We start from the raw sequence: 13,666 nt of genomic DNA on the forward strand, positions 1-13,666 counted from the left end.
ATGAATATTTTGCTTTGCTGTGCAGCGGGAATGTCTTCCAGTTTGATTGTTACAAAGATGGAGAAAGCAGCAGAGGCAAGAGGGATAGAAGTGAAAATCTGGGCAGTATCAGGTTCTGAAGTGAATAGTCATATTGATAAAGCTGATGTCCTTTTACTTGGACCGCAAGTACGTTATTTATTACCGAAAATGAAAGAATTATGTAAGGAGAAAGGGGTACCTGTTGATGTTATTCAATCCGTCCATTACGGACTTTGTAATGGAGAAGCTATCTTGCAAGCAGCTTTGTCAATGAAACCATGAGGAGAGTGGGATAGATGATACGGTTTTTAGAGAAGTATGTGATGCCGGTGGCAGGGAAGGTTGCAGAGCAGAGGCATTTACAAGCAATTCGAGATGGAATTATTTTAACGATGCCTTTCTTAATTATTGGATCGTTTTTCCTCATTATTAGTGCACTGCCGATACCGGGATATAACGAGTTTATGGCAGGTTTGTTTGGTGAGAATTGGCAGAGAGCTTTAGGGTATCCAGTTAGTGCAACTTTTAATATAATGGCTTTAATAGCTGTTTTTGGAATCGCTTACAGGCTTGGAGAGTATTATAAAGTGGATGCTTTAGCATCCGGGGCATTGTCGCTTGTGACGTTTTTACTTGCGACTCCATTTCAAGTTGCATATATTATACCAAGTACAAAAGAGAGTGTACTTGTAGAAGGCGCTATCCCAGCTGCATTAATGGGAAGCCAAGGGTTATTTGTAGCAATGATTATTGCACTTATATCTACTGAACTTTATCGGTTTATTGTACAAAAAAAGATAATTATAAAGATGCCAGAGACAGTTCCACCAGCTGTCACGCGTTCATTTGCGGCACTTGTTCCAGGTTTTATTGTTGTAACAGTTATTTGGATTTTACGCTTAATTATAGAAAATACTTCTTTTGGCAGTATCCATAATATTGTAGGACAAATTTTACAGGAACCACTTAGTGTACTTGGTGCTAGTCTTTGGGGCGCAATAATAGCAGTTATTCTCGTTCATGTTCTTTGGTCGTGTGGAATTCATGGTGCTACTATTGTTGGTGGTGTAATGAGCCCTGTTTGGTTGTCGTTAATGGATCAAAATCGAGTTGCTTTTCAAGCTGGGCAAGATGTACCAAATACCATTACGGCACAGTTTTTTGACTTATGGATTTATATGGGCGGTTCTGGTGCAACGCTGGCTCTAGTTGTCGGAATGTTACTATTTGCACGAAGTCAACAATTAAAAAGTTTAGGGAGATTGTCAATCGCGCCTGGTATATTTAATATTAATGAGATGGTAACTTTTGGTATGCCAATTGTAATGAACCCAATTTTATTAATTCCATTTATATTGGTTCCAGTTGTGTTAACAATTGTTTCTTACTTTGCAATGGAATGGGGATGGGTCGCACGTCCGAGTGGGGCGGCTGTACCTTGGACGACACCTATTCTTTTCAGTGGATATTTAGGATCGGGTGGGAAAATTTCAGGTGTTGTTTTACAACTCGTCAACTTTGCGCTTGCATTCTTCATTTATTTACCGTTCTTAAAAATATGGGATAAACAAAAAGTAGCAGAAGAAAAGGGGGAGTGAAGAAGTAAAATGGATACGATAGAGACGAAAGCTTTTCATTTAATTTTGCATGGAGGAAACGCGAGAAGTTGTTCAATGGAAGCAATTGATTGTGCGAAGCGTGGGGAGTTTACAGAAGCAGAAGCTAAATTACAAGAAGCGCTAGAGGAATTAAAAGAGGCGCACCGTGTACAAACGGAGCTTATACAGAAAGAGGCTGGTGGCGAAAAGACCGAAGTTACTCTTTTAATGGTACACGCGCAAGATCATTTAATGAATGCAATTACAGTGAAAGAATTAGCAAGTGAGTTTGTAGAGTTATATAGGAAGATGTCGGTGGATGAATGAACCTTGCTTATGCAAGGTTTTTTTATCCCGCATTAACGGGCAGTAAAACTCCCACCTCAAAATGTGGCTGGAGCAAGGAAGTTAGGAGGGAGCTTAACTGTCCGTAAAGGCCCGATTGGTTCAACTAATAATTAGTGGGAGATGAACAAAGCCCCCACTAATTAAAGTTTCACTTTATGTATATGCCTGTACCATCAGTGGAATGTTCATCCCACTGATGGTATTTACAATCCTCCTTTTTCCGGATGAGTAAGAGTTATAATTAATCGGCAGTAACAATTTCTCCTATACCACGAATTAATCTTTTTATATGCATCCGCTCCGGTTTTAATATATTTACGATATAATCAATCGCAATTTGTGGTTCAACGGTTGTACCGCAAGTATAACAGTCAATAGCTGCAAAATTTTGTTCCGGGTAAGTGTGAATGGAAAGATGGCTTTCTGATAATAACACTAATACAGTAACACCATATGGCTGGAATTCTTTTTTACTTACGTTTAAAACATGGGCACCAGAGCAATCTGCAGCTGTAACTAAATGATATTCTAAAAAGTGCGTATCATCTAGTAGAGAAAAATCTACTCCCCATAAATCTACTATTATATGCTTGCCAAAAGTAGAATATTCCATAGGCAACACTCCTTACTATAATATCGTCAAAACTTCATTTCCTGTTTGTAGCATTGATGTAGGGTAACTACTCAGCCACCTTTCGGTGTCTTTTTTAAATTTTACTAGTTTCATATGCCTCCCATTTGTAAATACTGAGTATATCAAACAGGGGAGGTGAATCTTATGGTCGATCGAAAAATTATTTTAGATACATATAAAAAAGGACCTGAAGCTGTTATTTCTTTATTTGAAGAAACATTTTCTAAGTTAGAAAAACGTATACAAGAACTAGAAAATGCTTCAAAAAAAAACTCCAAAAATAGTCATAAGCCACCTTCTACAGATGGTTTGGGTAAGCCCGTTACAAAAAGTTTGCGCAAACCGTCTCATCGTCAAACGGGTGGCCAGTTGGGCCACAAGGGACATACTCTTGGTTTGACAGCGACTCCAGATCATACGATTACACATTCTCCTACATATTGTACTTGTTGTCATACTTCCTTGAACCACGAGCCTGTAAAAGGGTATCGCATTCGCCAAGTGTATGACTTACCACCTATTCAGATCGAAGTGACAGAACATAAAGTAGAACAGAAAGAATGCCCACATTGCCATTCTATCCAAGAAGCCCAATTTCCTTCGACAGTATCTCGTCCTGTTCAATATGGTCCAAATATAAAAAGACTGATTCCCTATTTAACGCATTATCAATGCATTTCTTTGAAGCGAACAAAAGAATTCTTTCAGGATTGTTTTGGACATTCTATAAGCGAAGGAACCCTGGTAAATCATACACAGGCTTTCGCTTCTCAATTGCAGCCATTCATAAAAGAAGTAAAGGAAAAGATTCTGCAGTCTCCTGTTGTCCATTTTGATGAAACTGGTATGCGTGTAGAAAACAAAACACAATGGTTACATACTGCCAGTACACCGGAGGTGACATTGCAACATATTCATCAAAAACGTGGAAAAGAAGCAATGGATGCTGGAGAAATCTTGCCATCTTTTTCTGGAATTGCGATGCATGATGGTTGGAAATCGTATGATGCGTATACAGATTGTCGTCACGTTTTATGTAATGCCCATCTCTTACGAGATTTACAAGGAATTATAGATAGTACTGGAGAACAATGGGCACAACAGATGCAGAAATTTCTAACGCAAGCGTTGACGATGAAAAAGCAATCCGAAGGTACCATGCCAAAAGCGACGCAAAAGAATCTGTTTATTATGTATCAATCCATATTGAAAGAACAACAGATTCTTTCCACGAAACAAAAGAAGAAAGGAAAGCAGACGCCTTCTCAAAATTTATGGAATCGCTTCGTCAAGTATTCTGACAGAATTCTAGCGTTTTTAGAACATCCAGCCATTCCATTTGATAACAATCAAGCAGAACGGGATATTCGGATGACGAAAGTAAAACAGAAAGTGTCTGGGACTTTCCGAAGTAAGAAAGGCGCAGAATCTTTTTGTCAGATACGAAGCTTTATGAGTACCATGAAAAAACAAAAACAATCGGTCTTACAAGCGATAAACCAAGTCATAGAAACTAGAACGGTTCCTTGGAATAACACGACTTCATAAGAGAATTTCTCTATTTGGCATAGATTCTTTCTCTGATTGGAGTATTTTCTTTTCATGTTTTCGAATCGGAAACATGTATTTGGCCTGTTTTTTTAAAAGATAAGAAAGTATAAGTTTTTAAGCACGAATTGCTTCCTTGGAAAGCTTGTTATGTAAGGGATTTTGAACAATATTTGGAATTTCCATAATGCGCTAGATTGTGATATTTTTTAGTTATGGAAGCAAATATATTAAAACGTATTTTCTTTGATGAACATAATCATTGGGAACGATTTAAAGATAAATATGGAGCGAGGATCCGTCCAGTTGTTTTGAAAGAAATTGAAAAATTTAGAGGGTGTGGAGACCCTGAAAATGGATTTAAATTGTTTGTATGTGAAGGGTGTCATCATGTTCGAAAAGTTCCTTATCGTTGTAAAGGACGATTTTGTACAACTTGTTCTGTAGGAGAAAGTGAAGAATGGAGTAGACTTCTTTCAGAAGACGTACTTCAGGTGAATCATCGTCATGTTATTTTTACCGTAGATGAAGGACTTCGAGATATTTTTCTTTTGCACCGCCATTTATTAAAGATTTTTATGGATGAGGCCGCCAGGCTGTTGGTGGATTATTTTCAAAAGAAAATTAAGGTAACACCCGGTATTATCGTAGGTCTTCACACCTTCGGCACTAGAATTAATTTTAATCCGCATGTTCATATACTTGTTACAATGGGTGGGATGACAAAGATTGGAGAGTGGAAAGGGTATGATTTTCTTCCGTTTGAGATGCTTCGGAAACAGTGGCAAACCATCGTGTTAAAACTGATTCGAAAAGAGCTCACGGTGGCAGAAAAAAAGCCAATTCAATCGAAACTTCAAAAAGCATTTTCTGATAATGGGAAAGGCTTCTATGTACATGCTCCGAAACAGAAAGGAAACGTAAAAAAACAACTTCGGTATATTGGCCGCTATATTCGTCGACCTGCTATTGGGTTGAACCGGATCGAGGAATATGATGGGCAATCTGTTTCTTTTACATATACGGACAAATTAGATGGGAGGAAAAAAGTAGAAACGATATCTGTAGAAGAGTTTATTTCTCGATTAATTCGTCATATTCCAGATGAGCAATTCAAAATGATTCGTCATTATGGCATGTATGCACGTCGAATTAAAACATTATGTAAAAAACTATTAAATGAATGGCAAAAGAAAGCCAGACGTTGGATAATAAAAGTGAAAAAAACACTACGTCGTCAGACGTGGAGGGAACGAGTTATCGCGAGTGGAAAAAAAGATCCTCTTCTTTGTCCAAAATGTGAATCATTTTATGAATACAAGGGGGAAGTCTGCCTAGAAAGCAGAGAATGGAAAATAAAAGTAGCTTTATGCCAAAATACGCGAAATTATTTAAAGAGGGTGATTGATTATTTCGCCAGTAAGCAAACATCGAAAAAAGAAAAAGAAGAAAAACACAGTTGGACATAAGCGAATTAGCTATGTACAGTATGTTTGTGTAGGCTGTGCTCAAACAGAAAATATTCCCGATTCTGTGGTAAGAAGATTTGATATCATGGATGTAGGAGATTCGATTGTTCCGCCTAGGTTTTCCTGTGAACGATGTGGTGAAGATATGTATCCGCAGGATTACACAGGGATTGATGGGATTATGTACAATTTATCGGATTTTCGCTAGACGAAAAAGGACCGGGTGGTTTTCCCGGTTTTTCTTATTTGAAGAAGCTGAGTAGTTACGATGTAGGATAAGGTTCGATTCTGAATTTAAAAGAGCGAGGTTGCGTTGTTCTAGATGTTCTTCTTTAAATTGAAATAAAGGAAAAAGAAGAGCAGGCAAGGTTCGAGGAGTTGGTACTACATATAATTGTTCAATTTGATCTAGTACATAGGCAGAATTAGCAGCGATATGAAATCCCCAGTCAGTTCCAAAAGAAGGAACGATTGTATGATAACTTTTCACAGTTAGTCCAGCATGTTCAATTGTATTACCGATGCTCCAGTATACTAGAGGTGCATCAGCAGGTGAATTAGATTGGCAGACGAATGCGCCATCTTCTGTTAAGAATGTAGCTATACGAGCAAAAAGTTCGCTTGTATATAAAGTACTTAACAACTCTGTCGCTGGGTCTGGGAAATCAATAATGATTACATCGTATAAAGAGGAAGGAGAGCTTAAAAACTCTTTTGCATCGCATACGTGTGTATTTACACGATTATCAAAAAATGCACTTTTGTTTAAAGAAACTAATTCTGGAACATTACGAGCCATATCAATCATCGATCCATCTAAGTCAACAAGGTCTACATGTAGTACAGTTTCATATTTTAAAACTTCTCGCAGGGCAAGACCATCGCCACCGCCTAATATGAGAACACGTTTTGGATCAATTACTTTTGACATAATTGGATGTACAAGTGCTTCATGATAAATTTGCTCATCGACGGAGCTGAATTGTAGTTGCTTGTCCAAGTATAAGCGAATATCGTTTACTTGGACTAAATTAATATTTTGATAATTACTCTTTTCTTTAAATAAATTTGTATGTTCACCAGCTTGTATTTCCTTTAGAGAAATTTCATCCCACACATCTAAGTTGTGTGAATCTGTGGGTACTATAATTACATTTTCTGATTGTACTTGTTTATCCTGTTCATCTTGTTTGTCTTGTGTATCGTGCTTGTCCTGCTGTTCTAGTTCAAATTTGTCAGAGTCTACTTCAGAACGCTTGTCTTTTTTATAGCTTTTTATTCTATAAATCTTTATTTTGCTTTGTTTTCTATGTTTTGGCATAGGAATCTCCTTTCGAATTGTGTTATTTTACTCTATTCTATGTAATCTAGTAGAATTTGCTTGGACAATAGATAGAAGAGTGTGTTCAAGAGCATGTTGTTTTTTTACTAGATTCTACGATGAAAGATTTTTTTAGTGTTTTTTTATGTTAAGCATAACTAGACAACTAAACACTAATCTATTTTCATACAGTTATGTGTTAAAAGCGTGTTGTTTTATAACACACTGTGTGTTTTTTGAGTAACACACTAATTGAAAGCGTTAACACACAAAGAAAACAGTCGAAAAAGCACTGATTTTATTGATTTTAAAAAGTTGGCACGCTAATTGCATTAATAAATAGCGTAAAGAAAAATAAATAAAACATAAATTTTTTATACTACACAAGGGGGATTTTCAAATGAATATTTTATTATGTTGCTCAGCAGGGATGTCTACAAGTTTACTAGTTACAAAAATGGAAGCGGCCGCAAAAGCTCGCGGTCTAGAAGGAAAGATTTGGGCTGTATCTGGGGATGCAGTAAAAACAAATATCGATCAAGCAGATGTATTATTACTAGGACCACAAGTTCGTTACATGCTTTCTTCAATGAAAACGCTTGCTGACGAGAGAAACGTTGGAATCGACGTTATCAATCCAATGCACTACGGCATGATGAATGGAGAAGCAGTTTTAGATCACGCATTAACACTTAAAAAATAATTAGGGGGGAAGTAAAATGCAAAAGTTTATTGCATTTATGGAGAAGTACATGGTTCCGATTGCTGGTAAAATCGGATCGCAACGTCACTTAGCTGCGATCCGAGATGGATTTATTGCAGTTATGCCACTTATTTTAGTTGGTTCGATGGCAGTACTAGTTAATGGTTTACCAATTCCAGCATTCCAAAATTTTATGAAAGATTTATTCGGTGAAACTTGGACACAAATTGGTGCTGGTATGTGGACAGGGTCCTTCGGGGTATTAGCTCTGATGGTGGCGGTTACCATAAGTTATAACTTAGCAAAATCTTACGGTATTGATGGATTGTCAGCAGGTATTATTTCGTTTGGTGCATTAATTATTCTTACACCAACAACACCAAAAGAAGCTGGAATAAATATGCTTTGGACAGGCGCACAGGGTTTGTTCGTTTCACTTATTGTCTCCATACTCGTAACGGAGATATTCCGCTTCTTTGTTCAAAGAAACATTACAATTAAAATGCCTGACGGTGTACCACCAGCAGTAATGAAATCTTTCGCTGCTTTAGTTCCAGCATTTGTGATTTTAACAGGTATTGCAAGTATTCAATTAGCAGTAAAACTAGCAGGTACAAGTGTTCATGAGTATATCTTTAATACATTACAAGTTCCATTACAAGGTTTAGCGGGTACGTTACCAAGTGCAATCTTTATTGCATTATTAGTACATGTACTTTGGTTCTTCGGTTTACATGGTCCAAATATTGTTGGTGGTATTATTGAGCCACTTTATTTACCAGCATTAGAGAAAAATATTAAGTTATTCCAAGATGGTACATCTGCATTTGATGTTCCAAACATTATTACAAAACCATTCTTTGATACTTTCGTATATCTTGGTGGTTCTGGTGCAACATTAGCGTTTTTAGTAGTTGTATTAATTGTAGCGAAAAGTGCACAATTACGCGGTGTATCTCGTCTATCAATTGGACCTGGTGCATTTAACATTAACGAACCAGTAATCTTTGGTACACCAATCGTATTAAATCCAATTTTATTCATCCCGTTCGTATTAACACCTGTTGTGTTAGTTATTACATCTTATACAGCAATTTACTTAGGATGGGTACCAAAAACAGTAGCGATGGTTCCATGGAACGTTCCACCAATTATTAGTGGGTATCTTGTAACAGGTTTACATCCTTCTGGTGCGATTTTACAATTATTCAACTTTGTTGTTGCAATGGCGATTTACTTCCCATTCGTTGTCGCATGCGATCGTTCAGTTATCCGTACTGAGAAAGCAGCACAAGAAAATAACAACTCTGTACCTATGTAACATAGTAATTGTTCTCATAGACAACGATATCTGTGAGAACAATTACCTTTATATCATGTTCAAAAAGATGAAAAACATCTATATGAACACTAAACTATCATTAATAAATTCATACTTTAATAGACATGTTCAAACTGAAGGGGTATTTAAATCGGTTGAACCTTATAGAGAGGGCGGTAATTATGATGACTACAGCAGAACAAATTCCATTCCAATTGATTTTAAATAGTGGTAACGCACGAAGCTTTGCGATGGAGGCACTTCAATTTGCCAAACAGGGGAAAATGGTAGAAGCAGATGAAGCGATGGTAAAGGCGAAAGAAGCGATTAATGAAGCGCATCATTTCCAAACAGAGCTCATACAATCAGAAGCAAGAGGAGAAAAAACAGAGGTTAGTGTTCTTTTAATTCACGCACAAGATCATTTAATGAATGCGATTACAGTGAAAGAATTAGCAGCAGAGTTTATCGATCTTTATAAAAAGCTTGAAGCGAAAGGGGAATAAAGCATGACTGGAATTAAAATTGCTACAATCGGCGGTGGATCTAGTTATACACCAGAGTTAATTGAAGGATTTATTAAACGTTATGATGAGCTTCCTGTTCGTGAAATTTGGTTAGTAGATATTGAGGCAGGAAAAGAAAAGTTAGAAATTGTTGGTAACTTAGCGAAACGTATGGTGAAAAAATCTGGTTTACCAATCGAGGTACATTTAACACTTGATCGCCGTGAGGCATTAAAAGATGCAGACTTCGTAACAACACAACTTCGCGTTGGTTTATTAGAAGCACGTGCAAAAGATGAAGCAATCCCATTAAAATATGATGTAATCGGTCAGGAAACGAATGGTCCTGGTGGTTTATTCAAAGCACTGAGAACGATTCCTGTTATTTTAGATATTTGTAAAGATATGGAGGAGCTTTGTCCGAATGCATGGCTAATTAACTTTGCGAACCCAGCTGGTATGGTAACAGAAGCTGTCCTTCGTTATACAAATATTCAAAGAGTAGTTGGTCTATGTAACGTTCCAATCGGAATCCGCATGGGTCTTGCAAGATTACTTGAAGTAGATGCAAGTCGTGTCCACGTTGATTTTGCAGGTTTAAATCATATGGTATACGGACTAGATGTATACTTAGATGGCGTAAGTGTAATGGATCGTGTGTTAGAGCTTGTAACAGATCCGGAAAAGCAAATTACGATGGAAAATATCGCAGCGCTTAACTGGGAACCAGACTTTATTCGCGGCCTTCGTGCAATTCCATGTCCATATCATCGTTATTACTACAAAACACGTGAAATGTTAGAAGAAGAAAAAGAAGCTTCTGTTGAAAAAGGTACACGTGCAGAAGTAGTAAAACAATTAGAAAATGATTTATTTGAGTTATATAAAGACCCGAATTTAGATATTAAACCACCACAATTAGAAAAACGTGGCGGCGCTTATTATAGTGACGCAGCATGTAGCTTAATTACGTCTATTTACAACAATAAAGGTGATATCCAGCCTGTTAATACACGAAACAACGGAACAATTGCAAGCTTACCAGATGATTCTGCTGTTGAAGTGAACTGTATTATTACGAAAGAAGGTCCAAAACCAATTGCGGTCGGAGATCTTCCAGTACCAGTTCGCGGTTTAGTACAGCAAATTAAATCATTTGAGCGCACAACAATTGAAGCTGCTGTTACAGGTGATTATCATAAAGCGCTGCTTGCTATGACAATTAACCCACTTGTACCATCAGATACAGTTGCAAAACAAATTTTAGATGAAATGTTGGAAGCACATAAAGAATATCTTCCGCAGTTCTTCAAAAAGGTAGAGAAGTAAAAGCGGCGCTATTTAGCCCGCTTTTTTTATTCTATCCCACTTTAATGGGCAGTAAGACCACTACCTCAAAATTCAGCGAAAACAAAGAAATTAGGTGGGGGATCAACTGCCCATAAAAGTCCGATTGGTTCAACTAATAATCAGTGGGGGGGAGAAAACCCCCCACTGATTAAAGTTTCACTTTATTAGGAGGTATTACGATGATTAAGTTAATTGTAAACGCAGATGATTTCGGTCTTACAGAAGGTACAAATTACGGCATTATTGATGGGCATATAAACGGACTTGTAAATTCAACGACGATGATGATGAATATGCCAGGAACAGAGCATGCGGTACGCTTAGCCAAAGAGTATGAAACGCTAGGAGTAGGAGTACATCTTGTATTAACGGCAGGAGAACCACTTCTTGGAGACGTACCATCACTTGTAAGTAGCGATGGATTGTTTCATAAACAAGGTGTCGTAAGGGAAGGAAATATAAATCCAGAAGAAGTTGAGAGAGAGTGGACTGCTCAAATTGAGAAATTCCTATCTTACGGATTAACACCAACTCATTTAGATAGTCATCATCATGTGCATGGTTTACCGATTTTACATGATGTTCTTGAGAGATTAGCGGCTACATATAATGTTCCGATTCGTCGTTGTGAGGAAGATAGAGCGGTGCGCCCATTTTCTGATGTGTTTTACAGTGACTTTTATGCGGATGGTGTGACGGAAGATTACTTTGTGAAGTTAAAAGAAAGAGTACAAGGTGAACAAACGGTAGAAATTATGGTTCATCCAGCTTATATTGATCCAGAGCTTGTGAAGCGTTCTTCTTACGTAATGGATCGTGTGAAGGAATTGCGTATTTTAACAGAGAGCGAATTACCAGAAGGAATAGAGCTTGTGAAGTTTTAATAGAAAAACGACGGCTACATCATGCCGTCGTTTTTTATTTATAAAATGGATAGAGCATATCCGCCAAATGCCCCGAGTATAACGATAACCCAAGGTGGTGTTTTCCAAAAAGCGAGCAAGCAAAATAGAAGAGATGCAAAAACAAAATCTACAGCGTTCATAATTGTGCTTGTCCAAATAGGATCATAAAAAGCTGCTAGTAAAATACCGACAACAGCTGCATTGACTCCAAGTAGTGCGCCTTGTATGAATGATATTTTTCTCACGCTGTTCCAAAATGGTAAAACACCAATAACGAGTAAGAAAGCAGGGAAGAAAATTGCAATTGTTGCGAGTAATGCCCCAAGCGTCCCGTTTAACACTGCTCCTATATAAGAGGCGAATGTAAACAGTGGTCCTGGTACTGCTTGTGTTAATCCGTATCCAGCTAGGAACTGTTCTTTCGTCATCATTCCGTTTTGTACGAACTCACCTTCAAGAAGAGGCAGCACGACATGTCCTCCTCCAAATACAAGTGCGCCAGAGCGATAGAAACTATCAAATAAAGCGATGTAATAAGAGAACGGTCTTAATATTGGTAGCAGTAGTAATAGTCCAAAGAATAAGACGAGACAAGAAACTGCTATCTTTTTTGAAATAGGTACTTTTATATTTTGAGATTGGCTAATTGGTTGGTTGCGATATAAAAACCAGCCGATAAAGCCACATATTATGATGAGGGTGACTTGTGTCCAACTACTTGGCCATAATAAGGCGATTGCGGCAGTTACAATCGCAATCGTTGCACGATTTCGATCTGGAGTTAACTTCCGCGCCATTCCCCATATGGCATGAGCGACAATAGCGACTGCTACAAGTTTTAGTCCATGAATCCAGCCAGCACTTCCAAGATCGAACTGATTAAGGAATGAGGCGAAGAAAACCAAAACAAGCACAGACGGTAAAGTGAATCCAATCCATGAAATAATAGCTCCTAATAGCCCGCCCCGTAATAATCCAACCCCCATACCGACTTGACTGCTGGCAGGACCGGGAAGGAATTGACATAGTGCTACTAAATCTCCATAGCTTCGTTCATCCATCCATTTTCTTTTTTGCACGTATTCGTGGTGGAAATAGCCGAGATGAGCGACAGGACCGCCGAATGAAGTAAGTCCTAATTTAAATGAGACGAGAAAAATTTCTAATAATGTATGAAAAGTGTATTTGTTAGTTTTCAATGGAACCTCCTATAATGTTTTTCTATGTGCATTATACAAGAGACTTTCAATCTACAGGAACAATTACAATGTAAAGATTTTGTGAATCTTTTCTTTGTAATTAAAATTGAAAAAGTCATAAATGATTATGTCTAAACCATAAAGTAGTAGAAGTAGTGCTGGGAAATTTATATAAGGAGAATGCCTTATGACAACACATTTCTTTGCCAGGTTAACAGGTAAGAGGGAAGTGCCTCCTGTAAATACAGAAGCTTTTGGGGTAGCAGAGTTTATTTTTAGTGATGATTTAACGAAATTGCATTACAGAGTAATACTAAAAAATATAGAAAAGGTTACATCGTGTCAAATTCATTTAGGGAAGTCTACTCAAATTGGTCCTGTTGTTTTATATTTGTATGGTCCACTGGAGCAAGGTATTAGCTTGAACGAGGGAAGCATTACTGGTGTAGTGAATGTGGAGGATTTTGAGGGACCTTTACAAGGGAAATCATTTGTACATTTACTTCAAGAAATTATTCAAGCAAATGTATATGTTAATGTCCATACGAAATCACAAAAAAGAGGAGAAATAAGAGGGCGAGTTAGAAAAGTAAAGAAATAGAGGAAAAGGCTGTCCATATGTTGGAACAGCCTTTTCTTCTTAATATAAGGTGCTAGTTTTAGCGATTATTGTCGGTAAAGCGATATATTTTGAAAATCGCTGATATAACTCGCGTTACGGTCGATATTTTTAAAAACTGCCT

At 37.5% G+C, this 13,666-nt stretch carries 14 protein-coding genes; 11 read left to right on the forward strand and 3 right to left on the reverse strand.

From position 1 onward, the window contains the following. Genes MHI28_RS19630 through MHI28_RS19640 form a run of 3 tightly spaced genes read left to right on the forward strand, consistent with a single transcriptional unit; the run spans position 1 to position 1,946 of the window. Positions 1-303, forward strand: a complete 303-nt coding sequence (locus MHI28_RS19630; protein ID WP_001023546.1) for a PTS sugar transporter subunit IIB — start codon at positions 1-3, stop codon at positions 301-303. 14 nt (positions 304-317) lie between these two features. Beyond that, positions 318-1,619, forward strand: coding sequence for a PTS cellobiose transporter subunit IIC (gene celB, locus MHI28_RS19635; protein WP_000617788.1), 1,302 nt, complete (start codon positions 318-320; stop codon positions 1,617-1,619). 9 nt (positions 1,620-1,628) lie between these two features. Next, positions 1,629-1,946: a PTS lactose/cellobiose transporter subunit IIA gene (locus tag MHI28_RS19640; protein WP_000379645.1), complete on the forward strand. Its 318-nt coding sequence runs from the start codon at positions 1,629-1,631 to the stop codon at positions 1,944-1,946. 262 nt (positions 1,947-2,208) lie between these two features. On the opposite strand, the gene speD is transcribed toward MHI28_RS19640, so the two are convergent. Beyond that, positions 2,209-2,580 (reverse strand): adenosylmethionine decarboxylase, encoded by a 372-nt coding sequence (gene speD / locus MHI28_RS19645; RefSeq protein ID WP_000456838.1) that lies wholly within the window; start codon positions 2,578-2,580, stop codon positions 2,209-2,211. A gap of 165 nt (positions 2,581-2,745) precedes the next feature. Here speD and tnpC point away from each other — a divergent pair, with 165 nt between their 5' ends. Together tnpC and MHI28_RS19655 are read left to right on the forward strand one after the other, a co-directional pair. Then, on the forward strand, positions 2,746-4,149 hold the full coding sequence (tnpC, locus tag MHI28_RS19650; protein WP_100910632.1) for an IS66 family transposase: 1,404 nt from the start codon (positions 2,746-2,748) through the stop codon (positions 4,147-4,149). A 215-nt stretch (positions 4,150-4,364) separates the two neighbouring features. Further along, positions 4,365-5,618, forward strand: a complete 1,254-nt coding sequence (locus MHI28_RS19655; protein WP_100910182.1) for an IS91 family transposase — start codon at positions 4,365-4,367, stop codon at positions 5,616-5,618. Positions 5,619-5,808: 190 nt separating this feature from the next. Here the strand turns inward: MHI28_RS19655 and MHI28_RS19660 are convergent, their stop codons facing one another. After that, on the reverse strand, positions 5,809-6,939 hold the full coding sequence (locus tag MHI28_RS19660; protein WP_340828204.1) for a polyamine aminopropyltransferase: 1,131 nt from the start codon (positions 6,937-6,939) through the stop codon (positions 5,809-5,811). Positions 6,940-7,339: 400 nt separating this feature from the next. On the opposite strand from MHI28_RS19660, the gene MHI28_RS19665 reads away from it, so the two are divergent. From MHI28_RS19665 to chbG, 5 genes are all read left to right on the forward strand, one after another. Continuing rightward, entirely contained in the window at positions 7,340-7,642 is a 303-nt protein-coding gene (locus tag MHI28_RS19665) for a PTS sugar transporter subunit IIB (RefSeq protein ID WP_001023569.1), read from the forward strand. A gap of 16 nt (positions 7,643-7,658) precedes the next feature. After that, positions 7,659-8,963: a PTS cellobiose transporter subunit IIC gene (gene celB, locus MHI28_RS19670; protein ID WP_340828205.1), complete on the forward strand. Its 1,305-nt coding sequence runs from the start codon at positions 7,659-7,661 to the stop codon at positions 8,961-8,963. 182 nt (positions 8,964-9,145) lie between these two features. Then, positions 9,146-9,469: a PTS lactose/cellobiose transporter subunit IIA gene (locus MHI28_RS19675; RefSeq protein ID WP_000989059.1), complete on the forward strand. Its 324-nt coding sequence runs from the start codon at positions 9,146-9,148 to the stop codon at positions 9,467-9,469. A 3-nt stretch (positions 9,470-9,472) separates the two neighbouring features. Further along, positions 9,473-10,798: a 6-phospho-beta-glucosidase gene (gene celF, locus MHI28_RS19680; RefSeq protein WP_000145760.1), complete on the forward strand. Its 1,326-nt coding sequence runs from the start codon at positions 9,473-9,475 to the stop codon at positions 10,796-10,798. Positions 10,799-10,998: 200 nt separating this feature from the next. Beyond that, positions 10,999-11,703 (forward strand): chitin disaccharide deacetylase, encoded by a 705-nt coding sequence (gene chbG, locus MHI28_RS19685; RefSeq protein ID WP_000593462.1) that lies wholly within the window; start codon positions 10,999-11,001, stop codon positions 11,701-11,703. A 38-nt stretch (positions 11,704-11,741) separates the two neighbouring features. Here the strand turns inward: chbG and MHI28_RS19690 are convergent, their stop codons facing one another. Beyond that, positions 11,742-12,923: a chromate transporter gene (locus MHI28_RS19690; protein WP_000856215.1), complete on the reverse strand. Its 1,182-nt coding sequence runs from the start codon at positions 12,921-12,923 to the stop codon at positions 11,742-11,744. A 187-nt stretch (positions 12,924-13,110) separates the two neighbouring features. On the opposite strand from MHI28_RS19690, the gene exsM reads away from it, so the two are divergent. Then, positions 13,111-13,524, forward strand: coding sequence for an exosporium regulatory protein ExsM (gene exsM / locus MHI28_RS19695; protein ID WP_000207046.1), 414 nt, complete (start codon positions 13,111-13,113; stop codon positions 13,522-13,524). Positions 13,525-13,666 lie beyond the last annotated feature (142 nt).

This window comes from Bacillus sp. FSL K6-0268, assembly GCF_038005425.1.
Lineage (GTDB): Bacteria > Bacillota > Bacilli > Bacillales > Bacillaceae_G > Bacillus_A > Bacillus_A thuringiensis_S.